We start from the raw sequence: 23,147 nt of genomic DNA on the forward strand, positions 1-23,147 counted from the left end.
CATTGGCACGGTTTTTTGGTTTGCCTGTTATTTCTTCAGAATCCCATCGAAAAACACCTGGAAGGAGATCAGCAGCTGGTCTCCAAAGCCTTCCTTCGATATGCCCATTACCCAGTTAAGCATCGTTCCCAAATAGATTTGCGTTGCGATGCACGCCATCGTCGGGGCAGGAATCGTTGTCGTGAACTCGCCCGTCTGCTGGCCTTTCTCGAATACGGGAATCAGATTGTCCATAATCAGACAGAAGCCTTCTTTGCTTTCCTCGATGTTCTGGTTGTTCGCGAGCATACCTTGAATCGATAGCAGAAGCATGCCTTGATTCTCGGCCATGGCATCGCCAAGCGACTTAACCAGCGCCAGGAAGCGGGGGGCGTAAGGCCCTGGCTTATGCTTCAGATTTACGATTTCATCAATGGCAACCAGCTTGTTCAGCTTGCCGCGGACATCCTCTTTGGTTTTGAAATAGTTGAAGAAAGTGCCTTTGGCAACGCCGGCAGCTTCCGTAATTTGGGCGACGGTGGTGGATTCAAAGCCTTGCTCGGCAAACAGGCACATCGCCGCTTCAAGTATCCGGTTTTTGGTCTCGAGCTTTTTCTCTTCTCGGTTCACAGCCATCATCCTCCGTTTATTGCCTACAGTATAGCATATCCACGGTTATTATGGGTTCAAACTTTTATTGACCAATGGTACAATAATTTGATGGCAGGGGCAACGTGACTATGACAATCGGAGCCGAAAAATGAGATATTTTCCGATATTTTCAACAAAATAAAAAGATGACCGTCGGTATAAAATAATGTTGACCATTGGTCATTTTGTGGTTATAATCCAAATGAAAGAAGTTGAGAATGGAGGATATAAATGACGAAATCAACTATTCAAGCCGTGCCTGACGCGAGTACGTTTACGATCCGATCGATCATCGCGCCTCTAATTGCGGTTATCGTTGGTTTGTTTATGGTAATTCTGGACGGGACGGCGATGAATGTCGCGTTAAGCGGCTTCATGAAGGAGTTCGGCAAGGACTTGTCCGTCGTTCAGTGGACGACAACGGGCTATGCGCTTGCGCAAGCTGCGGTAATTCCGCTGGCAGGCTGGCTGTCCGACAGGTTTGGGGCTAAGCGGATTTTCCTCGTATCAGTGGGGATGTTTACGTTTGGTTCCTTGCTTTGCGCCTTCGCAGGCAATATCGAAATGCTGATCTTATTCCGGGTAATTCAAGGTCTTGGCGGCGGCATGGTTATGCCGATTGCCTTCGCGATCATTTACAAGCTTAGTCCTCCTGAGAAGGTTGGCTCGGTGATGGGGATGCTTGGGATTCCTGTTCTGATCGCTCCCGCATTAGGTCCGGTTGTGGCCGGCGCGTTAATCGATTACGCCACTTGGCATTGGATCTTCCTTATCAATATTCCTCTTGGCATCATCGGAATTTTTGCAGGCATGCGCACCTTGCCTAACATTGAACGCCAGGAGGTAAAATCGCTGGACGTTCCGGGCATTATTTTCGGGCCGCTCGCGTTTGCGGCCTTATCGTACGGGGTAAGCGAAGGAGGAACAAGCTGGACATCGGTTCAGACTTTGACCGGTCTCATCGTAGGCGCCGCTTCCCTGATTATCTTTGTGTTCGTTGAGCTGCGCAGCAAGCAGCCGCTTCTTGAACTTCGCGTATTCCGCTCGATGGATTTCAGCAAGGGAATCATTGTCCAGTGGTTTACGCAGATTGCGCTTATGGGAACGTTTTTCCTCATTCCGATGCTTCTCATTCAAGTCCAGGGTCATACGGCAACGGAGTCCGGGCTGATCATGCTGCCTCAAGCGATCGCTTCCGCGGTCTTTATGCCGATTGGAGGCAGGCTGTTCGACCGGATTGGGGCAAGACCTCTGCTTGTTACCGGGCTTAGCATTGTTGGAGTTGCTTCGTTCCTGTTATCGAACATTTCCGCGGATGACGGGTTATCGCTTATCCTCATGACTTCCGGACTGTTTGGCGTCGGGATGGGGCTGTCCATGATGCCGATGAATACGTATCTGATTCAAGCGTCTCCGCCGAGCCTGGTTGGCCGCGTTACCTCGCTAACCTCCGCAGCGCAGCAAGTGATGACATCTTTTGCGATAGCCGGACTCAGCACCTATCTGACTACGAAGATTAAGGATGCGACGGTGCCCGGTCAGGCTCCGGAGCTTGACGCCATGTATCATTCCTACGGGGAAACCTTCCTGGTTGTGGTCGTAATCGCCGTAGCGGGAGCATTGCTGGGCTTGCTGCTGCGCAAACCGGTCAGAGCTGAAGGCGATGAAGGCTCCGTCGTGGAAGCTCCTATGATGATGGGGCACTAATCCGAACGAAAAAACCATTTATTTCTGAATTGTTCAGGAATGGATGGTTTTTTTCGTTTACAGACTATACATCTGTATGTTATCTTCAATATATATGGTTTGCTTTACTGCTATAAAGCGTCTACGCGACATCAGACTACGGAGGGTGCACATGACAGTATTAGAAGGACTGCGATCGGCCATTGACAAGACGGACCAACAGATTGTTGCCTTATTGGCACAAAGATTCATCTTTACTGAGGCGGTAGGGGAATACAAAGCGGCAAATCAGCTCCACGCGCAAGATCCCAAGCGGGAAGAACAGCAGTTCAAGAAAATTGTCGAGCTCTCCGAGCAGTACGGCTTAAGGCCCGAATATGCCGTAGACATATATCGGAAAATTATGGACATCGCGATTTCAAGACATGAAGAGCTGCTTACGGATAATTTCACGGATCAGGCGGTTTAAAGCACTGCGGTTGTAACTTCGGTTACGCCGCGGTGCTTTTTTTGTACATATTTCCAATGTCATTGGAGCAAAATGACAATAACCATAAACGTTAGGGAGGGTGTCGAATGATCATCCTCGGGCTTTTCATCATGATGATGCTTGGTTTGCTGATGATGGCTATGCTGGATATGCTTGTGTTTCAACAGCCTTTTTCCAGGGCAATTGTGCATTTGCTTCCCGTGTATCCGGATACCTCGACAATCTTTATGTTCATAGGAGCCTTTGCAATAGCCGCGTGGATTAACTTCAGAATATCTGAACGATTAAAGAAAAGATTCGGCAGTAAACCCAAAAATCAAGGTGGGGAGAAGCGTGATGCCAAGCAAAGTTAATACGATTGACACGTTTGCGATGCAGCTTGTTTTTCTGCTCAGCACATCCATTATTTTCGGGACGCCCAGCTTAGTCCCCGATTCTTGGCTGACTGGCATCTTCGCTTTTTTTCCCGCTTGTTTATTGCTTGTCATCTACAGCGCCATGCTGGCGTCGACGGATAATCTCGGGCTTTACCCCTTGTTGGAAAAAGCGTGGGGGAAAGCGACGGGCAAAGTCTTTATCCTAATTTATTCGACTTATTTCCTTTATATCGCCGCGCGCAACGTCAGGGATATGATCGAGCTTATCATGAGCACATTGCTGCGCATGACGCCCGTTCCGTTTCTGACCACGTTGTTTGTATTTTTGGTCGCTTATTGCGCTTTAGGCGGCATTCACGCCATTGCCCGATTTGCGTCCCTCATTCTGTGGATTGTACTGTTTATGCTAGCCACCGTTGGCATATTGCTGCTGTTCAGCAGCTCGATCATTCTGGAACAAATGCTTCCCTTCTTGTCCAAAGGGCTATGGCCGGTCATTCAATCGGCGTTCACCCATTCCATCTGGTTTCCTTATGGCGAAAGTGTGGTATTCCTTGTCTTTCAGCCGCAGCTGGGCGGTGCTAAAGGGTTCCGTAAAGTAACCCTGTACGCTTTTATCAGCACCTGTTTCATTTTATCCATAACCGATCTCATCCAGATCTGTACGCTGGGTATCGAGATGAAGAAATATTCGGTGTTCGCGTTGCTGGATGCGGCAAGGCTCATCAACATCGCAAACATCATTACCCGGATGGATGCGTTAATCGCGCTTATTATCATTTTCGGCACATTATTGAAATGCGCGGTATTCCTATACGCCGCCATGGAAGGGATATCTTACGTACTCAAGAGAAAACCGGAGGATTTCGCCTTCCCCCTTGCCATTCTCGCAGGGGCTTTCTCCATCCTTGTCACGCGTAACAGTGCCGAGCATGTCGCAGAGGGCTTGAAGTACGTGATTTATACGCTTCATATTCCGCTGCAGCTGCTGGTGCCTCTCTTAACCCTGGTGATCGTTCGAATCCGTTACCGGAAAGGAGCCACGACATGAATACGGAGACAACTTCCGGGGGGCAACTCCGCGATCTGGAAACAGTGAAGCAAACGTTAAACGAAAAATTTGGACAGACCACCGACTTTGCCGCGGTTTCCGTGCGTATCGGTCCGTTTGAAGGGCTGTTATGCTATTTGACTACCATGACTAGCTCGGATTTTATAAAGAAGCAGGTCTTGAGTGAGTTTGATTTACCCGAAAACAACGAGAACTTTACCCAAGCAGAGATTTTCCACCGGCTCAACGCCTGTCACTTTTCCGGTCTTCAGCACGAAGTTCTGCGCAGCTTGGATGAAGCCGCAAATAAAATTGTCCTTGGATATGCCGCGATTATGATCGAGGGCGTTTCCCTCGTTCTTGCCGTAGACGTCAGATCGCTGAATTCAAGGTCGATCGAAGAGCCCTCCACTCAAAATGTGGTACGGGGGCCAAAGGACGGGTTTACCGAGTCGGCGGATACGAACATGAGCTTGATTCGCAGGCGGTTTAATCATATAAACCTCCGTTTCGAGAAGTTCGAGCTTGGTTATATGACGCATACCGCGGTGTATATCGCTTATTTGGAAGGTGAAGTGGATGCGCAGATTCTGGAACAGGTGAGGGAGAAGCTGAACAGCTCGCAGGTTGACAGTCTTTTTGATTCCGGTCGGATCGAGGAATTGCTACACTCCAAGAGCAGAGGGATACAGCTGTTTCCTACGGTATACAACAGCGAACGTCCGGATGCCGTCTGCCGTCAGATGATAAATAAGCGGATAGCGGTTATTGTGGACGGAAGTCCGTTTGTGCTGGTGGTTCCCTCTATTTTCACCGACTTCTTCAAGTCGCCGGAGGATGAGTACCAATGGTTTGTTATTGGTTCCTTTTCCCGTTATTTGCGGTACTTTGCTTTTATTCTGTCTCTCATCGTGCCAGCCCTGTACACCGCGGTGACCAGTTATCATCAAGAGCTTATCCCCAGTATTCTGCTTACCAGCATAGCCGCGCAGCGCGAAGGGATTCCTTTCCCTGCCAGCATCGAAATTCTTCTAATGGAAATTACGTTCGAGATCTTGCGCGAAGCCGGAACGCGGATGCCTCGCATAGTCGGTCCGACGATTTCCATCGTAGGCGCGTTGGTGCTTGGGGAGGCGGCCGTGCAAGCGGGAATTGTCTCCAACATTACGGTCATTGTGGTCTCGCTGACGGCCATTTCCGGTTTTGTCGCGCCGATCTATACGTTTGGCTCCAAAGTGAGATTTTTCCGTTTCGGCATGATTATTCTCAGCTCGGTCATCGGACTGTACGGCCTTGTAATGGGATGCTGCCTGCTGATGATACAGTTGACCCGCATTGAATCGTTTGGAGTGCCTTACTTGTCCCTATACTCCAAATGGGATAAAAGGAGGGTTACATGAGAGCGTTGAGACGTATTGTCGTTCTGTTCATCGCTTTCTCCTTGATGTTGACGGTATCGGGCTGCTGGGACCAGATCGAGCTTAACAGAGCTTCACTGGTAACGGGTGTGGCATTGGAGAAGGGGCATCACATGAAATACAGGGTGACCTTCGAAATTGTCAACGCCTTGGAGACGGACCCGAACAAAGGCGGGAAGGGAGGTACGCCTACGGCGATTTACACGAAGGAAGGGAACTCGATTGCGGAGGCCGTCTCCAGATTGAACGAAAGTCTGGAACGTTATCCGATACTAGCCCATATCCGCGTCATCATTATTGACGAGAAGCTGGCCCGAGAGGGAATCAATCAATTCATGGACGTATTGCAGCGCAACCGTTACATACGAGAAGACGTTCTCGTGCTTGTCGGCAAGGGAGCTCCTGCGTCGGATTTTTTGAAAACCGTCTATGCCAGGGGGCAGTACGCGACCTATAAAATTCAAACGCAGGTGGAAACCTACCGGCAGGTTTACGGCGGAATCCCCCGCAGCCATTTATACGACATCGCACAGGCCATTCTAAGCGAAGGCCGGGCGCTTATGCTAGGCGCCGTCACTATAACGGGAGATGTCGAAAAAAGCGAGAGTCTGGATGCCATAAAAACGATCCATCCCGTTGCTATAGTCAAACTGTCCGGCGCGGCCGTGTTTAGGGGAGATAAGCTAATAGGATTCCTGACGAACGATCAGACGCGTATGGTCATGCTGGCAAGCGATTATGTCAATAACAGTCTGTTCTCATTGCCTGGACCCGGAGGCAAACCAACCAGTCCGGGAGCGATTGCCGTGCAATTCTACCATATGCACAGCAGAGTCAAAGTCGGGATGAACGGGGATCAGCCCGTCTTTAGGCTTCATGTGGAAGGGGACGGTAAAATTACAAGCATCGACCGCGACATCAAGCTTACTACCATTAAAGGCTACGAGAAGCTTGAGCAGCTGACAAGCGAATATATAAACGGGGAAATGCAGGAGACGTTCCGCTACGTTCAGAACGAGCTTGGCGTTGACGTATTTGGCTTCGGTCAGCATTATTACCGGTTTCATTTCCGCAAGTACAAGCCGCTTGCCAAGGAATGGGACGACCTGTTTAAAAAAGCGAAATTGGAGGCGTCGAGCGACTTTACGCTAAGAAGACCGGATTTGAAAACGCAGAAGGTCGTGAAGGAAAATATCGGGCCATGAGAAGAAGGCCGGCAGCATGCAGCATGCAGCCGGCCTTTTTCTCATAACGGCACTACCGGATATCCCCTGCATTTGAAGCAAGCATCATAATAGCCGAAGCCCATATAAGCAGGGCAGAGATTTTGTTCATCGCTCGCATCAGGCCGCCGGAGTCCAGTCTGCCAAGCAGCCGTCCGGCCGTGGCAAGCGAGAAAAACCAAAGCCAGGAAACGAAAATACAGGCAAGGGCAAACATCCCTTTCGAGAGGCCGCTGTAATCCAGGGAGCTTGTGCCGATGACCCCGATCGTATCCATAATCGCATGGGGGTTAAGGAGAGATACCGAAACGGCAAGCATAACCTGCTTGCGCGGAGAGTACTGGCTGGCTTCTGAGGATGAGGGGACTCCACCGCCCGAACGCCAAGTGACCCAGCCGATATAAGCAAGAAACAGGACTCCGGCGATAATAAGAATGGTTTTGAGTACGGGTACGCTTATAATAAGAACAGAGACGCCAAGAATCGCCAGCAGAATGAGAAGCGTATCGCATACCGCCGCGGCAATGACGGCCGGAAGAGCCGTACGGAATTTGGGCTGCAGCGCGCCTTGCGAGAAAATAAATACATTTTGCGCGCCAAGGGGCAGGATGAGCCCGATGGACAGCAATAAACCGTGCAGGAATGGCAAAGGAAACACAGCCTTTCGTTATTTGAAAATATGGACTTATTGTAAGGGCGGGAGGAAACATTGTCGCCATCCAAATGGTTGGGCCGCATACCAACCAATACGAAATCAAAGATTGGAGATACCGATGAAGTTTGAAACGAACTGGAGGCCGGACCGAAGCAGAGGCATTCCGATTTACCGGCAAATCGCGGATTATGTCCGTTCGAAAATCGAAAGCGGAGAGTGGCCGACGGGCAGCCGTATCCCTACGGAAAGGGCAGCCGCGAAAGTGTTCGGCGTGAATCGGAGTACCGTGGTGCAAGCTTTCGCGGAGCTGGCGGCAGACGGTCTGATTGAAGGGAAAAGCGGGAGCGGGACCATCGTCTCCGCAGCTTCGGCTTGGGACAAGCAGGTACCCAAATTACCGGACTGGGAGTCTTACGTAAAAACAGGAGTTCATCGGCCCAACCAACGGACCATTCAGGATATCAACCATGCCGAGTTTATTCCCGACATCATTCGTCTTGGGACAGGGGAGCCTTCCCCGGATTTATTTCCGAAGGCAATGAACCGGATTTTTCGGCAGCAGCCTTCGCAAACGGATATATTCGGCTATCCGGAGCCCCGCGGCTTGTATTCGCTTAGGGAGGAGATCAGCAAGCATATGACGGGCTATGGAATAAGCGTTTCGCCGGATTCGGTCCTTATCGTTTCCGGAGCCTTGCAAGCTTTGCAGCTCATAGCCCTTGGCCTGCTGAAGAACGGTTCATCCGTTCTAACCGAATCTCCTTCCTATTTGCAGTCCCTTCAAGTCTTTCAGTCTGCCGGCATGAGTATGTGGGGCTTGCCTTTAGACGAGGAAGGACTGGACGCAATCGCGCTCGAGCGTTATGCGGCAAGCGGAAAAGGGACGTTACTGTATACTATCCCAAGCTTCCATAATCCTACGGGGAAGGTGATGTCCTTGAAGAGAAGACAGGACGTGTACCAATTATGCGTAAAGCACAAGCTGCCGATATTGGAGGATGATGCGTACCGCGATCTTTGGCTGGACAAGCCATCCCCTCCGCCGTTGAAATCGCTGGATCAGAACGGGCTGGTCTTGTATATCGGGAGCATGTCCAAGACGTTAAGTCCAGGACTGCGGATCGGCTGGGTTATCGGGCCGGAGCAGGTCATCCACCGGCTTGCCGACGTAAAGATGCAGTCCGATTACGGAGCCAGCACGTTATCCCAATGGACGGTTATGCAGTTTCTTCGGCAAGGGCTGTACGAGGAGCACTTAGACCAGGTGAGGAAGGAGCTGAGGTCCCGCCGCGCCTATATGCTTCAGCTGCTGGAGTCTTATTTGAAAGAGGCGGCGGAATGGGAGGTGCCGACGGGAGGCTTCTATATTTGGCTTCGGTTCAAACGCGACATTTCCGTCCCTGCCTTGTTTGATGCCGCGATTAAGGACGGAGTCTTGCTAAATCCCGGATACCTGTATGATAAAGCGGATCGGAATCATCTCCGTCTATCTTACTCCTATGCTTCTTTTGAGCAAATGAAAACAGGAATCGAGAGGCTTGCCCGCAGCATACCCTGAAGTGTCGGGATGCTGTTTTTTTTGTTCTAAATTTCCATGAAAAAGCTCAAACTTTTTGGCGGCTTAAAGCGTCTTGAATACATAACAAAATTATTTAATATGTAAGGGACGGAAACAGCAATGGAAGACAACATGAACAGCAAGAAACGTTACATGCCGGGAATTGACGGACTGCGGGCTTTATCGGTGCTCGCCGTCATCGCCTACCATCTGAACATGAAGTGGGCGCAAGGAGGATTAATTGGAGTTGCCATCTTTTTTGTTATCTCCGGCTACCTCATTACCGATCAAATCCTTATTCAGAAGCAGCGCCATGGAAGGCTGGATTTAAAGGGTTTCTGGATAAGAAGAGCACGCAGGCTTCTTCCTGCGATGTTCTGCATGCTGTTGTTCGTTGCCATATGGCTGTTGTTACTCGATCCCAACCGATTAAACCATCTGCAGGGCGACTACTTATCATCGCTGTTCTACGTTAATAACTGGTGGCTGATTTTCCATCAGGTCTCGTATTTCGAAAGCTTTGGCCCGCCGTCCCCGATCGGACATTTATGGTCGTTGTCCATCGAAGAGCAGTTCTATCTGATTTGGCCGTTGTTATTGCTTCTGACCCACCGCCGCGGCAAGCTGTTCGTCATGATTCTTATCGCGGCTGTCGCATCGGCGTTGGCAATGGCATTCCTGTACGTGCCAGGGTCTGATCCAAGCCGGGTCTACTATGGAACGGATACCCGAATGTTTGGTCTTTTGATCGGTGCGGCATTGGCGGTTGTATGGCCGAGTCATAAGCTGAATGCAGCGGTTTCCAAAGCCTCCCGGTTTTCAATGGATGCGATCGGAGGCATAAGCATAATTGCGCTTATCGCCATGATGCACCGGATGAACGAATACGATGCTTCGTTATACCGCGGCGGTTTTCTGGGCTTGTCGTTACTTACTGCAATTGCAATCGCCGTACTGGCGCATCCTGCCAGCTTCCTGGCCAAAGCCATGGGGCTTCGACCGCTGAAGTGGATCGGCGTTCGTTCTTATAGCTTATACATTTGGCATTATCCTATAATTATTTTAACGAACCCTTCCAATCAGGCCGTTACCCCGGGTCCGTTACTGATTGTCGTCCAGATTGCGGCAAGCTTTGCGCTTGCAGCCTTGTCTTACAAATACGTGGAGGAACCGCTTCGCCGCGGCTCGCTTCGGGCAAAATTCCGGACGGTATTATCCGTCAGATGGCTTGGCGTACAGCCTCTAGCTTTTTTGATTATTATTCCATTATTATTTACGCCAAGCTTCGGCAGCTCGCTTCTGAAGGCCACATCGGCTCCGGTTACCGTTGTTTCGGATAATATCCGGCATGATGACGTGAAGCCGTCGCCGCCATCTCCAACTCCGCCTCCTGCCAAGGAGCCGGAAAATGATGCTATCGGTGAGACTCCCGATCCGCATACGGATAAACCGGATACGAATACCGAAACAAGCAAACCGACGAAAAACGAGACGCCGGATCCTACAAAGGAGCCTGTTCAGACGTCTAAGCCGGAGCATACGCCCGAACCGTCCAAAGAACCGGAAGCGGATGCCGGTGCGACAAAGGATAGCTCAACAGAGCCGCCTCAAAAGGGATCGGATGACCCGAATAAGCCACCTGTTGAAACGATAAAGCCTCCCGTCCATCAAACGGGTAACGGCAAAGGAATTACCGTGATCGGCGATTCCGTTATTCTCGATGCCGCACCGTTTCTTGAAAAGGGAATGCCCGGCATTGTCGTGGACGGTAAAGTTGGCCGTCAGATGAGGCAGGCGCAGGACGTAATCGACCAGATGAAGGCCGATCATACGCTAGGCAGCACGGTCGTTCTGGAGCTGGGGACAAACGGAGCGTTTACCAACAAGCAACTGAAGGCTTTAATCGAGTCGCTTGATCAGGTTGAGCATATTTATCTCGTGAATACGCGGGTTCCGCGGAATTGGCAGGATACAGTAAATCAGATGCTTCCAGAAGTTGCTAAGGCGTACGGCAATGTAACCATAGTAGACTGGTATTCTGCAAGCGAAGGGAAGGAAGATTATTTCGCGAAGGATGGCGTTCATTTGAAGCGTGAAGGCGCCGAGTATTATGCGTCCATGCTAATCGATGCGATCTCCAAGTGACCATAAATAGAGAAGGGTATGCCGGCCATGAACAGAAAGTCAGAACAACTACTGACCGATTGCATTACAGAAAACAAGGAAAACATATACCGGCTGGCATATAGCTATGTCAAAAACAAAGAGGATGCGCTCGATATTGTTCAAGACTCGATTTATAAGGCTATGACCAGTATCGAGCTGCTGAAGGACTCCACCGCGGTGAAAAGCTGGTTTTACCGGATCGTTGTGAATACGTCTTTGGATTTCTTGCGCAAGCACAAGAGAGTTCATCCGATGGACCTGGAAAAGCTGGAATTTTACGCGCTTGGCGCCGAGGATTCTTATATGGACATCGATTTGGTCAGGACACTCGCGGATTTGCCCCCTAAATATCGGGAAGTTGTTGTCCTCCGCTTCTTCGAGGATATGAAGATCGAAGAAGTGGCGGAGGTGCTTCAGGAGAATGTGAATACGGTCAAAACAAGGTTGTACCAGGCGTTGAGACTGCTTCGCGCGAAGCTGAAGGATACTTCCTTAAAGGAGACTAATGGATGAGTGATTTATTGGAGCATCTGCGGAAGGAGTATCATTCGGTACCGATTCCCGAGGAGCTGGATCTTATCGTTAACCGTTCCATCAAACAAGCCTTGCATACCCGCAGGGCGAAACGTTTGAAGGTGAAGGGGATGACGATAGCTGCGGCGATACTCGTATTTCTGATTGCGATTAATGCCAGTACGACGGTTGCCAATGCGCTGGCTTCCATTCCTGGCGTGGAACGGATCGTCAAAGTGCTTACCTTGCAGGAGTTCAAGCTGAAGGAGTCCAATTACGAAGCCGATATCAAAGTACCGGCGATCACGAATATGGAAAACAAGGAGCTGCAGCTGGGGCTTAACCAGAAATATTTGGCCGAGAGCAAAGCGTTGTATGACCAATTTCAGGATGAGATTGCAGATTTGAAGAAGCAGGGCTTGAACGGCGCTCATGTCGGCATAGATGCCGGATATGAAGTGAAGACGGATAACGATACGATTTTGTCAATCGGCCGTTATTTTCTGCAGACGGCCGCATCCTCTTCCACGGTGATGCAGTTCGATACGATCGATAAGAAGAACCAGAGACTGATTACGCTGCCGATGCTGTTCAAGGATGATCAGTATCTGAGACTGGTGAGCGACAATATTATAGCCCAAATGAAAGAACAGATGAAAGGCGAAGACGGCAAGATCTATTGGATTGCCGGAGCGGTCGACTATCTCCCGATAGAGGAAACGTTCTCGTCGATCAAGAAGGACCAGAGCTTCTATATTAACAAGGACGGCAAGCTGGTCATCGTCTTTAACAAATACGAAGTTGCACCGGGCTCTATGGGCCTTCCGGAATTCGTAATCCCGACAGACGTTATCCAAGGCGATCTCGTCAGCAACTATTATATTAAATAACGACAAGCAGAGGGGCATGAGGCTCCTCTGCTTTGTTTTGTTGCAGCAATTCCTTATTCTGGTGACAAAGCAGGTCGCGGAATGGTAAAATACAGCCGACAAACTCACAATCGAAGGGATAAACCCAATGCAACTTCATTCCAATACCATTCTTATTACCGGAGGAGCATCCGGCATCGGTCTAGAGCTGGCCAGCCGCTTATCGGCCCTCGGCAACACGGTTATCGTATCCGGCCGGGATCAGGCCAAGCTGGATCAAGCGAGATTGCAATACCCTATGCTTCATGCGTTCCCTTGCGATGTTACGGAGCCCGAAGCTATCGCAAAGTTATACGACAGCGTAACCGCCCAATTCCCGGAGCTGAACATGCTAATAAATAATGCGGGATTGATGCGGAAAATCAATTTGCAGCGGAAGGAAGCCGATCTTCACGACATCAGCCGCGAAATCGAGACGAATCTGAGCGGCCCGGTCCGCATGGTGAACCAGTTCTTGCCCCATTTGTTAAAGCAGCCTTCCGCGGCCATTATGAATGTCTCGTCCGCATTGGCCTTTGTTCCATTCGCGATCTCGCCCGTATACGGGGCTACGAAAGCCGGCATTCATTCCTTTACCCGCTCTCTGAGGGTCCAGCTCAAGAACACGCGTGTTCGAGTGTTTGAGCTTGCTCCGCCATTAACGAAAACGACGCTGGTTGACGCGTTTGAAGCCAATGATATGAAGGGCAGCACAGCGATGGAGGTATCCGAGCTAGTTAGTCATGTCATTAAAGCTATGGAGAAGGACCAGTTTGAAATCCGTCCGGGACAAAGCAATCTGCTTAAGCTAATGAGCCGGGTTGCGCCTAACTTTATATTCAAGCTAATGAGCAAATCGGTTGATGCCATGCACGCGGAATCAGGTAACTAAACCAAAAGACTCCTCGCGGAGTCTTTTGGTTTAGTCTGTTGAATTAGCTTTCTTTTTTACCCCGATATCCGTAAGAAGTACCGCAGCCACCGCCAAAGATACCGCAGCTGCAAGCGATAATAACCAACAAGATGAACAGAACAAGAATGAAACCGGAAGATGCCATAAAGAATAAAACCTCCTAGTAATTTAGAATACACTATAGATTATGCTTCTAGGTTAGCAAGTGCTTGGACCTCTATCTCGTAGATAGAAGACTATTTGGAATCATCCTGCCAGGATAAATGAGTTGGTAGGAAGTTTGACAGGCCATGCGAAAGCGAACAGAAGACCCCGTAAAGGGGTCTTCTGTTTCATGCATATATTTAGAGATTAACATTCATCAGCATTCATGGAGGCATGATGCTGCATGGATTAGTAGTAGCCTTTACCTGTACCTACGCCTCCAACTCCTGGATAGCCGCCGCCGCAGCCGCCACCCCAACCGCCTACAAAACCGCAACCGCAGACGATGATCACCAGCAAGATGAACAGCACAAGAATTGAACCAACGTTGTTAAATCCATGGCCAATACCTGACATAATTCACAACACCTCCTTACGTCTGGAGTATACTTTAATATATGTGGGGGGAGCGAATGTGATTGGGTATTTGCCTCGGAGGCATTTAACCAATTCCGTTTGCCCCTCCGGTACAGGAGTCAGGGCAAGACGATGGTCCATATTGAGCGTAAAAACCCCCGGATGAACGGATCAACCGGGGGTTCGCTTATTATACGAGCTTCTTGCGGATCGCGCCGGAGATAAGGTCAATGATGGTGATCATGACGATAATCCCAAGCAAAATAATGCCGACACGGTCCCAATGGCGCGTGCTTAAAGCGAAGATGAGCGGCGTGCCGATTCCGCCTGCTCCAATAAAACCAAGGATGGTCGCAGATCGGACATTAATTTCGAACCGGTACAGCGTATAGGATAAAAAGCTTGGGAGCACCTGAGGTAGCACGGCGAACCATAATTGCTGGAACCGGTTGGCACCGGATGCAAGCAAGGCTTCTGACGGACCGCGGTCGATGCTCTCGATCTCCTCCGCATACAGCTTGCTCAGCATGCCGACGGAATGAATGCCAAGGGCGAGAACGCCAGCGAACGAGCCTGGACCAACGGCTTTGATAAAGAGGAGGGCCATAACGAGCTCGGGAAAGGTGCGCACAAAGCTCAAAACGATTTTACCCGATCCCGCAACCATCCGAAATCTGCTCATATTTCTGGCCGCCCAGAAGGCAAAAGGAAAGCTGACTATCGCAGAGATTATCGTTCCCAGAACCGAAATAGCCAGCGTATCCAGTAATCCCCGCAATAAATCCTCGCCGTCCGGCAAATACACATAATCCCAATCCGGCTGAAAAAGACCGGTAAGAATCGATTTCATAATGGTTCCCGCTGTTTCTTTAATGCCCGTAAAAGGCACGCCGCTAAATGCCCATACGTACACAGCGAGCAGGGCGGCGTAGATCAGCCAACGATAAGGATTTTTTTTCGGTTTTTGGATAATGACATTATTCACAGCAGTCTCTCCCTTAGCTTCGTGCTGGCATAGTCAATAACAAGTACTACGGCAAGCGTAAAGAGGATGATGACGCTTGTCTTGTCGTATTCCAGGAAACCAAGCGTTGCTTCGTAATAAAGACCGATGCCGCCTGCGCCTACAAGACCCAATACGGCGGCGGCGCGAACATTAATCTCGAAGGTATAGAGCACGAAGGACATAAAGTTCGCCTGGATTTGAGGGACGACGCCGTACGCGATTTTTTGCGCAAAATTGCCTCCTGCGGCCGTTAAGGCTTCAAGCGGTCCTTGGTCGATGGTTTCAATCAGCTCGTACGTCAGCTTGGAGATAAGGCCCACCGAGAAGACGGTTAGAGCCAGAATCCCCGGAATCGGGCCCAAGCCGAAGACGGCTACAAAGATCGCGGCCAGAAGCAAATCCGGTACCGTGCGAACAAGATTAAGAAGAAACCGGGACGGATAATACAGCCAGCGGTAACGCGTCAGATTAGCCGCGCACAGCAAGGATACCGGAACGGACAATACCGCGCCAATCGTTGTGCCGATCAAAGCCATGCGAATCGTTTCGAGCATGCCGTGAACAATGTTGTCGAAGTAGCTCCAGCGCGGCGGGAACATTTCCTTCAGCAGATCCCACATATTGGGCATGCCGGTAATCAGCTCCGGAAGGGATGCTTCGGTTTGCTTGCCGCTCGCCCAGAGCAGAACAAGAATCAATACGATGGTCAAATAATGCTTGATCCGGCCTGGCGGCTTGGGACGGGCCGTCTTTTGGGGCGCGACGGGCTTCATATCGACGTGAAGACTCATACGACGACCTCTCCAAGCAGCTCGTCCCGCGCAGGCGGACGACCGTAAATTTCGGCGAACCGTTCATCCGTCGCTTCCGATACGGGCCCGTCAAATACCACCTCGCCGGCGCGGAGGCCGATAATCCGGGTCGCATACGTTCTGGCCAGATCGATGAAATGAAGGTTCACGATCGTCGTAATGCCAAGCTCCTGATTAATCTTTTTCAAATCGTCCATGACCTGTTTGGTCGTTAGAGGATCCAGGGAAGCAACAGGCTCGTCGGCCAAAATAATTTTGGCTTCCTGGGCAAGCACGCGGGCGATTGCGACGCGCTGCTGTTGGCCGCCCGACAATTCGTCGGCGCGGGAGTAAGCTTTTTCCGTAATGTTAACCCGGCTCAGCGCTTCAAAAGCCAGATCGACATCCTTCTTCGGGAACCGGCCGGTTAAGGTTCGGAGGGTAGAGTGATAACCAACTCTTCCGGCCAGAACATTGCGAAGGACGGAAGATCTCTTGACCAGGTTAAAGCTTTGGAAAATCATGCCGATATCCCGGCGGATCAGCCGAAGCTTCTTCCCTTTCGCTTTCGTAATCGATTGGCCGTTGATCAAGATCTCGCCTTCGGAAATATCATGGAGCCGGTTAATGGAGCGGAGTAGGGTGGATTTGCCGGCGCCAGACAAACCGACAATCGCGATAAATTCTCCTTCTTGAATGGTCAAGTTGATATGGTTTAACCCTTTGGTCTGGTTCGGGTAAATTTTCGATACTTGGCGAAGCTCGATCATGGGAACCCATCCTTTTAGAAAGTTTCGGTAACGGGACAAGCCAGTACAGGCCGCAGGCGGCGATGTACTGGCTTGTCCGATGCCTTAGTTGGCGTCAATTGACGAAGAATAGAAGACTACTCGGTTTTTACTTTTTCGTTGTATTGGCGCACGATGTCAAATACGCTGTCGCTTGATTTCACATAACCTTGGTGCGAATAGACGTCGAAAATGATTTGATGGCCTTCCGGGTCAGTGCCGATATCGATGAAAGCCTGCTGAATTTTAGCGACCCAATCCGCATTCATGTCGGAGCGAACGCTGATGGTATCGTTAGGGATTGGCTCCGTGAAAGTAAGAACGCGGGTATCTTCGAATACTTTCGGATAATCCTTCGATACGAGCGTGCGTGCATCCTGGAAAATCGCGGCGGCATCCACGTCGCCGTTTAATACAGCGAGAACGCCTTGGTCATGGCCCTTTACCGTAACCGGTTGAACGTCCTTCAGCGGGTCAAGACCCGCGTCCATCAGCGCGGCTGCCGGCCATACATAACCTGCGGAGGAAGTCACGTTCTGGTAAGCGATTTTTTTGCCTTTCAGATCCGCAACCGTTTTGATTGGCGAATCCTTCTTCACGATAATCATCGACTTATAATTGTCTACCAGCTCCGTAGTAGGAGCGCCTGTAGCGTCGTCTACGCCAAAACGCTGCGCTTGCAGCATAACCTCGGCTGCGCCTTTTTCTTTTGCAAGCACGTAAGCGGTAGGAGGCAGGAAGCCTACGTCTACCTTTTTCGAAGCCATAGCTTCGATGATGGTGTTGTAGTCGGTCGATACGCTTACTTTCACCGGAATGCCAAGCTTATCGCCAAGCAGCTTTTCAAGCGGCTTTGCTTTCGCTTCCAGCGTATCCGCGTTTTGCGAAGGGACGAATTGAACGGTCAGTTCGGTTGGAACATAACCTTCCGGAGCTTTGCTTTCTTCCGGCGTCGGGGTCTCGGACGGCTCGGTGGATGCTTCGTTTGACGGGCTTGCAGCGTTCGAGGCATTGTTGCTTGCGCTCGAGTTGCTGTTGTTGCCGCAGGCGCTAACCAATAAAGCGAGCAATAACAGCGGTAGGACGATCAAGTGCAGTTTCTTCACTTCCAGAACCCTCCAAAAAATTCTATATTTTAAATACTCGTCCACTATAGGTAATCTCTATTAACGGTAGGTCAATGGGGAGATAAGTATTTGTAAATACGCATAAAGTCGTATCTTGGCGTATAGGGCTCTGATACAATAGCGCTTATTCGAAAGGAGAGGAAGACGGACTGTGGAAAGAGAAAGCGTGAAATGCGTCATCCTGGTTACCAGCGATATACACGGTTATATTCATCCGGTGGATTACCGGACAAGAGAAGAGATTCCTTCCGGACTTGCCAAGCTGGCCACGCTTATTAAGGAAGAGAGAACGAAATGTCCGAATCTGCTGCTTATCGATAATGGAGATATGCTTCAGGGTTCGCCGTTCGCCGCTTACGCGGCAGCGCATGCCGCCGGCATTCATCCGTGCATTGAAGTCATGAACAGCCTTCAATATGACGCGGCCGTACCGGGGAATCATGAGTTCAATTATGGATTTGCCAAGTTGGCGAAAGCCGTTGAGGCTTCCCGTTTCCCCTGGTTATCCTCCAATCTTCTTACTAAGGAATCGGGAGTACCGGCATTAGGCCGTCCATATCTCGTGAAGCGGATAGAGGACAAGCTGAAAGTGGTTATCCTTGGAGCTACGACGCATTATATCCCGCATTGGGAGAAAGGCAGTCATATTGAAGGGCTGGATTTCCGGGACACCCTTGAAGCCGTCACGGCATGGGTCGCCTACATACGGGAGCATGAGCAGCCGGATCTTCTCGTTGTCAGCTATCACGGAGGCTTCGAACGCGATTTGGACAATGGCCAAGCCACAGAGCGGTTAACCGGCGAGAACCAGGCTTACGCGATTTGCATGGAAGTCCCCGGCATCGATGCGCTAATTACCGGTCATCAGCACCGCTTGATCGCGGAGGAGCTAAACGGGGTGCTCGTTGTGCAGACGGGCAGCAACGGACAAGCTCTGGGACATCTTGCGTTTGAGTTCGAGCACGGCGATGACGGCTGGCGGACGGTTTCAAAGACGGCCCGGCTGCTTAAGCCGGAAGCGAATACGGCGGCGGATGAAGAGGTAGAAGCGCTAACCCGTGAGATGGAGAAAAGGACGCAGGATTGGCTGGACCAGCCTATCGGAACAACGGAAGGCGACTTGTCCGTACGCGATCCGTTTGAATGCCGAAGGTCACCGCATCCTTTCGTGCAATTTATTCATGCAGTCCAGCTTGAGGCGACTAGCGCGGAAATATCCGCTGCGGCTCTGCTTAGCGAAGAATCCAAGGGCTTTGGAGCTGTCATCACGGTAAGGGATGTGCTGTCGGCCTTTGTATATCCAAACACGCTAACGGTTCTTCGGTTGACCGGAGAGGATATCCGCTTGGCGCTTGAGCAGTCTGCCGCATACTTTGAGCTTGGGGCGGACGGAAAACCAGGTGTAAGCAAGGCTTATCTCCAGCCCAAAGCCCAGCATTACAATTACGACATGTGGGCGGGTATCGAATATGACATTGATTTGTCATTGCCGATTGGCAAACGCATTACAAGGCTTTTTCGAAACGGGAGACCGCTTGCTATGACAGCCGAATATTCCGTCGTCATGAACAGTTACCGCGCTGGCGGCGGCGGAAACTTCGATATGTTTAGAGGGAAGCCCGTTCTCTATGAAGGAGCGGAGGATATGGCCGACATCGCAGTTGGTTATATTCGTTCGAAAGGCCGGCTGACGGCATCAGAGGATCGAAACTGGCGGATAATGCGGTAGGAAACAGAAAGAGGGCTGCTCTTCCAGCGAAGAGTGGCCCTCTTTTTTCTGCGCTTACGGGTAAGCGTAAATGCTTTGATGTGAACAAATCGAACATAAATGCAATTAAATTTAAACAAAGGGCTTGAAAAACAAAATATACATGTTATATTAAATAACATCAAGTTGAAATAAAGTATGTAAGCTTACATTACGCAAACAACTGAATAGCCATTGTTCTCTAGGGTTCCGCAGCGATCTATTCCGCTGGCCTGGTCCGAGAGAGGACGCACAGCCGGCAGGCTGTGTCCACGGAGGGAGAAAAGCCCGGGAGGATATGAATAATATCTTCCCGCGGCTTTTTTTATTCTCCGGATTGAAACGCGTTCTGCCGCCTAAAGACGGCGAAGCCGTTTCGCCTGTTTGTCCAGAGAAAGGGAGGAGTATGGAGATGAAACAAGAAATTACTTTGCGCCAATCGCTTACGCTCGTTCAGGTCGTTGCTCTTGGATTGGCCTGGATGACGCCAATGATTTACTTCTCGGTATTCGGCATCGCTTACGACGCTTCGAAAGGAATGATAACGGAAGCCTACTCGCTCTCGATCGTTGCCATCTTCTTTACGGCGTACAGCTACAGCATTATGGCCAAGATCTTCCCGGGTTCCGGTTCCTCTTATACGTATGTCAAGAAATCGATGCATCCTATTCCCGGCTTTACGGTAGGATGGGCGATTCTGCTCGATTACTTGTTCTCCCCGATTATTGCCTGCCTGACCTTCGGCATTTATCTGAATGCCCAATTCCCTGCGGTTCCAGCCTATGTGTGGATCATTTTGCTGAATATTATTCTGGCAGTCGTCAACATTGCGGGAATAAAATTCTCCGCCAGCTTAAGCAAGCTGTTTGTACTCTTCCAAATTATTTTTATTGCCTTGTTCTGCGGATACCTGATGAAAGGCCTGTCTGGCGTGCATGACGTCGTGCTGCCGTTCACCCACATGGACACCGGACTGTCGACGCTGCTTGCGGGCGCTTCGCTGATCTGCTTCTCTTTCCTTGGGTTCGATACCGTGTCGACCCTGTCGGAGGAGACCATCGACGCGAAAAAGACGATCCCAAGAGCGATTATGCTCATCATTTTGATAGCGAGTATCCTCTACATTACAACATCCGTCCTGATTCAGGTAAGATATCCTAACCTGACCTTTAATAATCTGGACGCAGCCGGCTTTGAACTGATGAAGCTTGCGGGCGGGGCGGCATTAGGGGCGATTTTTACGACCGTTTTGATTTTTGCGATATTCACGCAAGGTCTGACATCCGTAACGAGCGTTTCCCGTTTGATGTACGTGCTTGGCCGCGATTCGATTCTGCCGAAAAAGTTTTTTGGAGCCCTGCATCCCAAATACCGTACCCCGGTTAACAATATCGTGCTTGTATCCGTCATTTCGCTTCTTGCCCTTGTTATCAGTCTGGATATGGCCGTTAAGTTCGTAAGCTTTGGCGCTTTAACCTCGTTTGCCTTTGTTAACATTTCTGTCATAGTGGAATGCTTCATCAAACGCAAACAGCGCTCGCTCAAACAAACGTTCCAATATTTGATCTTCCCTTTGATCGGAGCGTCGTTCATTATTTGGCTCATCACGCTGCTTGACTCTCAAGCGCTGCTTCTTGGCTGCATTTGGCTCGTTTTCGGCGTTGCGTATTACCTGTTCCGCACCAGAAAGCTGCGCATGGCGCAGGAAACGCCATCAGCTCCAATCTTCCCGGCAACGCCAGCGATCGAGACGGAATTTAAATAATTTTTATGTAATGTATATTGACACGGAAAATCGATCCACTTATACTTGCAATATGTTAGCAAACATCACATTTGAATAAGCTCCGGAATTGACGGAGCGAAAAAGCTGTCTAGGGTTCCGTTGACGGGTAAACGTCAAGTCTGGTCCGAGAGACGGCGTATGGCGGAAGCTTACCGAAGCAGCCCGGCCATATGACACGGAAGGACAAAAGCCTGGGAGATCATTCTCCCGGGCTTTTTTTATTCAAAGGGGGAAATAACGATGAGCAGCACTTGGAAAACAGCGATTCGCGCAGGGGAAAAATGGTCGGGAGCCGTAAGCAAGGGCAAACAGATTCGCTTCACGGCTATGGAAGCAGGCGCGAACCTGTCGATTATGCTTTTTAACGCCAAGGATTTGACGGAACGCTACAATATGCCGGATTCGTTGAAGGCACAATATACCGCGCATTTGACGAAAGGGAATACGCTTATGAGCGATAACGGCAGAGTGCTTGCAAGCATCGTGGAAGACAGCCTGGGCTGGCATGATACGATCAGCGGCTACACGACAAGAGCGTTAACCGACCGCAAGTACGGCAAGACGACCTACCAGGAGCTTCGGAATGAATGGCTCCGGTCCGGACAAGAGAACTTCGCTGTCGAGCTAACGCGGAGCGGTCTTGGCTTGAGAGATATGTCGCCGGTTGTGAACTTGTTCTCCAAGGTGTATGTGGATGACGACGGGCAAATGCATTATGAGCTTGGTCATTGCGAGGCGGGCGCATCGGTCGTGCTTCGCACGGAGATGGACGTTCTGCTAGTCGTATCGAATACTCCTAATCCGCTTGATCCAAGAACGGAATACCCGGCAGTGCCGGTTGCGATTGAAGTGTCGGCAGCCGAACCGGTAAGCGAGGAAGATTATTGCTTGAACTTCAGGCCGGAGAACCGCAGGGCATTCGAGAATACATGGAGCTACCATCAATTGCTGGGGCTTTAATAGACGGAATATTAAGAAAAATCGATGCTTACGAAGCTGAATGGCTTCGCAATTCATTAAGTGGACGCTTACGAAGTATAAATGGCTTCCGCAATTTATTTAAGGAGGATACAACCTATGGGAAGCTTTAACCGGGTAGAAAGCACGCGCTTGCCTGAGGCAGCGATTTATAACGAAGTAGTACTGGCAGGGGATGGCTGGATGCATGATCTGGAGCCTGGTCAAGTGCTCCGCATCGTGGATCTGGAGGGGAATCAAGCAGCGGATACGTTGTTCTTCGATGCGGATAATCCGGAGGATCATTACAGTGCCGTAGCTACGATGACGAATCAACAGAACATTTACCTGACCACCGGCTCGGTTCTGCTTGCCGAATCGGGCAAGGAACTGGTGAAGATCGTTGCGGATACCTGCGGCCGGCATGATACGGTTGGCGGCTCCTGCTCCGCTCAGAGCAATACCGTCCGTTACGCCCATGAGAAACTGCACATGCATAATTGCCGGGATACGTTCATGCTTCAGCTGGCACGGCGGGGCGAGCCCTACAGCAAGCGCGATTTGGCGCCGAACGTTAATTTTTTCATGAATGTGCCGGTTACGCCGCAAGGCGGCTTGAAATTCGACGACGGCGTTTCTTCGCCGGGAGCTTACGTGGAAATGCAATCCGTCGGACGGACGGCTGTTCTGATCAGCAATTGTCCACAGCTGAATAATCCGTGCAATGCCTATAATCCGACGCCGATTCGCGTCTTGATCTGGAACGACTAGCCATCTGGGGAGAAGGGGAGAGATT

23 protein-coding genes and 2 riboswitches are annotated in these 23,147 nt (G+C 50.4%); of the genes, 15 read left to right on the plus strand and 8 right to left on the minus strand.

Going from position 1 to position 23,147, the window contains the following annotated elements; genetic code table 11:
• Positions 1-27: 27 nt before the first annotated feature.
• On the minus strand, positions 28-609 hold the full coding sequence (locus FHT67_RS24695) for a TetR family transcriptional regulator (RefSeq protein WP_167201637.1): 582 nt from the start codon (positions 607-609) through the stop codon (positions 28-30).
• A gap of 252 nt (positions 610-861) precedes the next feature.
• On the opposite strand from FHT67_RS24695, the gene FHT67_RS24700 reads away from it, so the two are divergent.
• The 6 genes from FHT67_RS24700 to FHT67_RS24725 all read left to right on the plus strand — a co-directional run bounded on the left by FHT67_RS24700 (position 862) and on the right by FHT67_RS24725 (position 6,857).
• Positions 862-2,337 (plus strand): DHA2 family efflux MFS transporter permease subunit, encoded by a 1,476-nt coding sequence (locus tag FHT67_RS24700; protein WP_167201638.1) that lies wholly within the window; start codon positions 862-864, stop codon positions 2,335-2,337.
• A 151-nt stretch (positions 2,338-2,488) separates the two neighbouring features.
• Positions 2,489-2,785 carry a chorismate mutase gene (locus FHT67_RS24705; protein ID WP_132309097.1) on the plus strand — a complete coding sequence of 99 codons (297 nt, stop codon included), beginning with the start codon at positions 2,489-2,491 and terminating at the stop codon, positions 2,783-2,785.
• Positions 2,786-2,892: 107 nt separating this feature from the next.
• Positions 2,893-3,159, plus strand: a complete 267-nt coding sequence (locus tag FHT67_RS24710; RefSeq protein WP_132309099.1) for a hypothetical protein — start codon at positions 2,893-2,895, stop codon at positions 3,157-3,159.
• Positions 3,143-4,234, plus strand: a complete 1,092-nt coding sequence (locus FHT67_RS24715) for a GerAB/ArcD/ProY family transporter (protein WP_243711717.1) — start codon at positions 3,143-3,145, stop codon at positions 4,232-4,234. The genes FHT67_RS24710 and FHT67_RS24715 overlap by 17 nt, the downstream gene beginning before the upstream one ends.
• Complete coding sequence (locus tag FHT67_RS24720) at positions 4,231-5,634, plus strand: spore germination protein (RefSeq protein ID WP_167201639.1); 1,404 nt, start codon at positions 4,231-4,233, stop codon at positions 5,632-5,634. The genes FHT67_RS24715 and FHT67_RS24720 overlap by 4 nt, the downstream gene beginning before the upstream one ends.
• The gene (locus FHT67_RS24725) at positions 5,631-6,857 is read left to right on the plus strand and encodes a Ger(x)C family spore germination protein (RefSeq protein WP_167201640.1); all 1,227 of its coding nucleotides are present in this window, start codon (positions 5,631-5,633) and stop codon (positions 6,855-6,857) included. Before FHT67_RS24720 ends, FHT67_RS24725 begins: the two co-directional genes overlap by 4 nt.
• A 52-nt stretch (positions 6,858-6,909) precedes the next feature.
• On the opposite strand, the gene FHT67_RS24730 is transcribed toward FHT67_RS24725, so the two are convergent.
• Positions 6,910-7,524 carry a LysE/ArgO family amino acid transporter gene (locus FHT67_RS24730; RefSeq protein ID WP_167201641.1) on the minus strand — a complete coding sequence of 205 codons (615 nt, stop codon included), beginning with the start codon at positions 7,522-7,524 and terminating at the stop codon, positions 6,910-6,912.
• 124 nt (positions 7,525-7,648) lie between these two features.
• On the opposite strand from FHT67_RS24730, the gene pdxR reads away from it, so the two are divergent.
• The 5 genes from pdxR (at position 7,649) to FHT67_RS24755 (ending at position 13,567) form a co-directional block, all read left to right on the plus strand.
• Positions 7,649-9,088 (plus strand): MocR-like pyridoxine biosynthesis transcription factor PdxR, encoded by a 1,440-nt coding sequence (gene pdxR, locus FHT67_RS24735; protein ID WP_132309109.1) that lies wholly within the window; start codon positions 7,649-7,651, stop codon positions 9,086-9,088.
• 120 nt (positions 9,089-9,208) lie between these two features.
• On the plus strand, positions 9,209-11,233 hold the full coding sequence (locus FHT67_RS24740) for an acyltransferase family protein (protein WP_167201642.1): 2,025 nt from the start codon (positions 9,209-9,211) through the stop codon (positions 11,231-11,233).
• A 27-nt stretch (positions 11,234-11,260) separates the two neighbouring features.
• On the plus strand, positions 11,261-11,767 hold the full coding sequence (locus tag FHT67_RS24745; RefSeq protein ID WP_167201643.1) for an RNA polymerase sigma factor: 507 nt from the start codon (positions 11,261-11,263) through the stop codon (positions 11,765-11,767).
• Positions 11,764-12,657: an anti-sigma-V factor RsiV gene (rsiV, locus tag FHT67_RS24750; protein ID WP_132309114.1), complete on the plus strand. Its 894-nt coding sequence runs from the start codon at positions 11,764-11,766 to the stop codon at positions 12,655-12,657. Before FHT67_RS24745 ends, rsiV begins: the two co-directional genes overlap by 4 nt.
• A gap of 127 nt (positions 12,658-12,784) precedes the next feature.
• A complete protein-coding gene (locus FHT67_RS24755) occupies positions 12,785-13,567 on the plus strand; it encodes an SDR family oxidoreductase (protein WP_167201644.1) in 783 nt (260 codons plus the stop codon).
• 43 nt (positions 13,568-13,610) lie between these two features.
• Here the strand turns inward: FHT67_RS24755 and yjcZ are convergent, their stop codons facing one another.
• The 6 genes from yjcZ to FHT67_RS24785 form a co-directional block, all read right to left on the minus strand.
• Complete coding sequence (gene yjcZ, locus FHT67_RS24760) at positions 13,611-13,733, minus strand: sporulation protein YjcZ (protein WP_132309118.1); 123 nt, start codon at positions 13,731-13,733, stop codon at positions 13,611-13,613.
• Between the two features lie 248 nt (positions 13,734-13,981).
• The gene (locus tag FHT67_RS24765; RefSeq protein ID WP_165930718.1) at positions 13,982-14,149 is read right to left on the minus strand and encodes a hypothetical protein; all 168 of its coding nucleotides are present in this window, start codon (positions 14,147-14,149) and stop codon (positions 13,982-13,984) included.
• Between the two features lie 190 nt (positions 14,150-14,339).
• Positions 14,340-15,134: a phosphonate ABC transporter, permease protein PhnE gene (gene phnE / locus FHT67_RS24770; protein ID WP_167201645.1), complete on the minus strand. Its 795-nt coding sequence runs from the start codon at positions 15,132-15,134 to the stop codon at positions 14,340-14,342.
• Complete coding sequence (gene phnE, locus FHT67_RS24775) at positions 15,131-15,928, minus strand: phosphonate ABC transporter, permease protein PhnE (RefSeq protein WP_167201867.1); 798 nt, start codon at positions 15,926-15,928, stop codon at positions 15,131-15,133. Before phnE (FHT67_RS24775) ends, phnE (FHT67_RS24770) begins: the two co-directional genes overlap by 4 nt.
• 14 nt (positions 15,929-15,942) lie before the next feature.
• A complete protein-coding gene (gene phnC / locus FHT67_RS24780) occupies positions 15,943-16,716 on the minus strand; it encodes a phosphonate ABC transporter ATP-binding protein (protein ID WP_132309124.1) in 774 nt (257 codons plus the stop codon).
• A 116-nt stretch (positions 16,717-16,832) separates the two neighbouring features.
• Complete coding sequence (locus FHT67_RS24785) at positions 16,833-17,840, minus strand: phosphate/phosphite/phosphonate ABC transporter substrate-binding protein (RefSeq protein WP_132309126.1); 1,008 nt, start codon at positions 17,838-17,840, stop codon at positions 16,833-16,835.
• Between the two features lie 172 nt (positions 17,841-18,012).
• Between FHT67_RS24785 and FHT67_RS24790 the strand changes: the two genes are divergently transcribed.
• The 4 genes from FHT67_RS24790 to FHT67_RS24805 all read left to right on the plus strand — a co-directional run bounded on the left by FHT67_RS24790 (position 18,013) and on the right by FHT67_RS24805 (position 23,122).
• Positions 18,013-19,590, plus strand: a complete 1,578-nt coding sequence (locus tag FHT67_RS24790) for a 5'-nucleotidase C-terminal domain-containing protein (RefSeq protein ID WP_167201646.1) — start codon at positions 18,013-18,015, stop codon at positions 19,588-19,590.
• Between the two features lie 209 nt (positions 19,591-19,799).
• Positions 19,800-19,905, plus strand: a riboswitch (guanidine-I (ykkC/yxkD leader).
• Positions 19,906-20,020: 115 nt separating this feature from the next.
• The gene (locus FHT67_RS24795; RefSeq protein WP_167201647.1) at positions 20,021-21,373 is read left to right on the plus strand and encodes an APC family permease; all 1,353 of its coding nucleotides are present in this window, start codon (positions 20,021-20,023) and stop codon (positions 21,371-21,373) included.
• Between the two features lie 98 nt (positions 21,374-21,471).
• Positions 21,472-21,594, plus strand: a riboswitch (guanidine-I (ykkC/yxkD leader).
• A gap of 40 nt (positions 21,595-21,634) precedes the next feature.
• Positions 21,635-22,354 (plus strand): urea amidolyase associated protein UAAP1, encoded by a 720-nt coding sequence (locus FHT67_RS24800; protein ID WP_167201648.1) that lies wholly within the window; start codon positions 21,635-21,637, stop codon positions 22,352-22,354.
• Positions 22,355-22,471: 117 nt separating this feature from the next.
• On the plus strand, positions 22,472-23,122 hold the full coding sequence (locus FHT67_RS24805; protein ID WP_132309134.1) for an urea amidolyase associated protein UAAP2: 651 nt from the start codon (positions 22,472-22,474) through the stop codon (positions 23,120-23,122).
• The last annotated feature ends 25 nt before the right edge of the window (positions 23,123-23,147 follow it).

Source organism: Paenibacillus sp. BK720, assembly GCF_011761545.1.
Taxonomy (GTDB): domain Bacteria; phylum Bacillota; class Bacilli; order Paenibacillales; family Paenibacillaceae; genus Pristimantibacillus.

Coding starts and splice junctions, on each gene's coding strand:
- FHT67_RS24805 (WP_132309134.1), top strand. CDS start 22,472: ATGGGAAGCTTTAACCGGGTAGAAAGCACGCGCTTGCCTGAGGCAGCG.
- pdxR (WP_132309109.1), top strand. CDS start 7,649: ATGAAGTTTGAAACGAACTGGAGGCCGGACCGAAGCAGAGGCATTCCG.
- FHT67_RS24705 (WP_132309097.1), top strand. CDS start 2,489: ATGACAGTATTAGAAGGACTGCGATCGGCCATTGACAAGACGGACCAA.
- FHT67_RS24720 (WP_167201639.1), top strand. CDS start 4,231: ATGAATACGGAGACAACTTCCGGGGGGCAACTCCGCGATCTGGAAACA.
- yjcZ (WP_132309118.1), bottom strand. CDS start 13,733: ATGGCATCTTCCGGTTTCATTCTTGTTCTGTTCATCTTGTTGGTTATT.
- FHT67_RS24765 (WP_165930718.1), bottom strand. CDS start 14,149: ATGTCAGGTATTGGCCATGGATTTAACAACGTTGGTTCAATTCTTGTG.
- FHT67_RS24700 (WP_167201638.1), top strand. CDS start 862: ATGACGAAATCAACTATTCAAGCCGTGCCTGACGCGAGTACGTTTACG.
- FHT67_RS24745 (WP_167201643.1), top strand. CDS start 11,261: ATGAACAGAAAGTCAGAACAACTACTGACCGATTGCATTACAGAAAAC.
- FHT67_RS24715 (WP_243711717.1), top strand. CDS start 3,143: ATGCCAAGCAAAGTTAATACGATTGACACGTTTGCGATGCAGCTTGTT.
- FHT67_RS24710 (WP_132309099.1), top strand. CDS start 2,893: ATGATCATCCTCGGGCTTTTCATCATGATGATGCTTGGTTTGCTGATG.
- phnC (WP_132309124.1), bottom strand. CDS start 16,716: ATGATCGAGCTTCGCCAAGTATCGAAAATTTACCCGAACCAGACCAAA.
- FHT67_RS24725 (WP_167201640.1), top strand. CDS start 5,631: ATGAGAGCGTTGAGACGTATTGTCGTTCTGTTCATCGCTTTCTCCTTG.
- FHT67_RS24795 (WP_167201647.1), top strand. CDS start 20,021: ATGAAACAAGAAATTACTTTGCGCCAATCGCTTACGCTCGTTCAGGTC.
- FHT67_RS24800 (WP_167201648.1), top strand. CDS start 21,635: ATGAGCAGCACTTGGAAAACAGCGATTCGCGCAGGGGAAAAATGGTCG.
- FHT67_RS24755 (WP_167201644.1), top strand. CDS start 12,785: ATGCAACTTCATTCCAATACCATTCTTATTACCGGAGGAGCATCCGGC.
- FHT67_RS24740 (WP_167201642.1), top strand. CDS start 9,209: ATGGAAGACAACATGAACAGCAAGAAACGTTACATGCCGGGAATTGAC.
- rsiV (WP_132309114.1), top strand. CDS start 11,764: ATGAGTGATTTATTGGAGCATCTGCGGAAGGAGTATCATTCGGTACCG.
- phnE (WP_167201867.1), bottom strand. CDS start 15,928: ATGAAGCCCGTCGCGCCCCAAAAGACGGCCCGTCCCAAGCCGCCAGGC.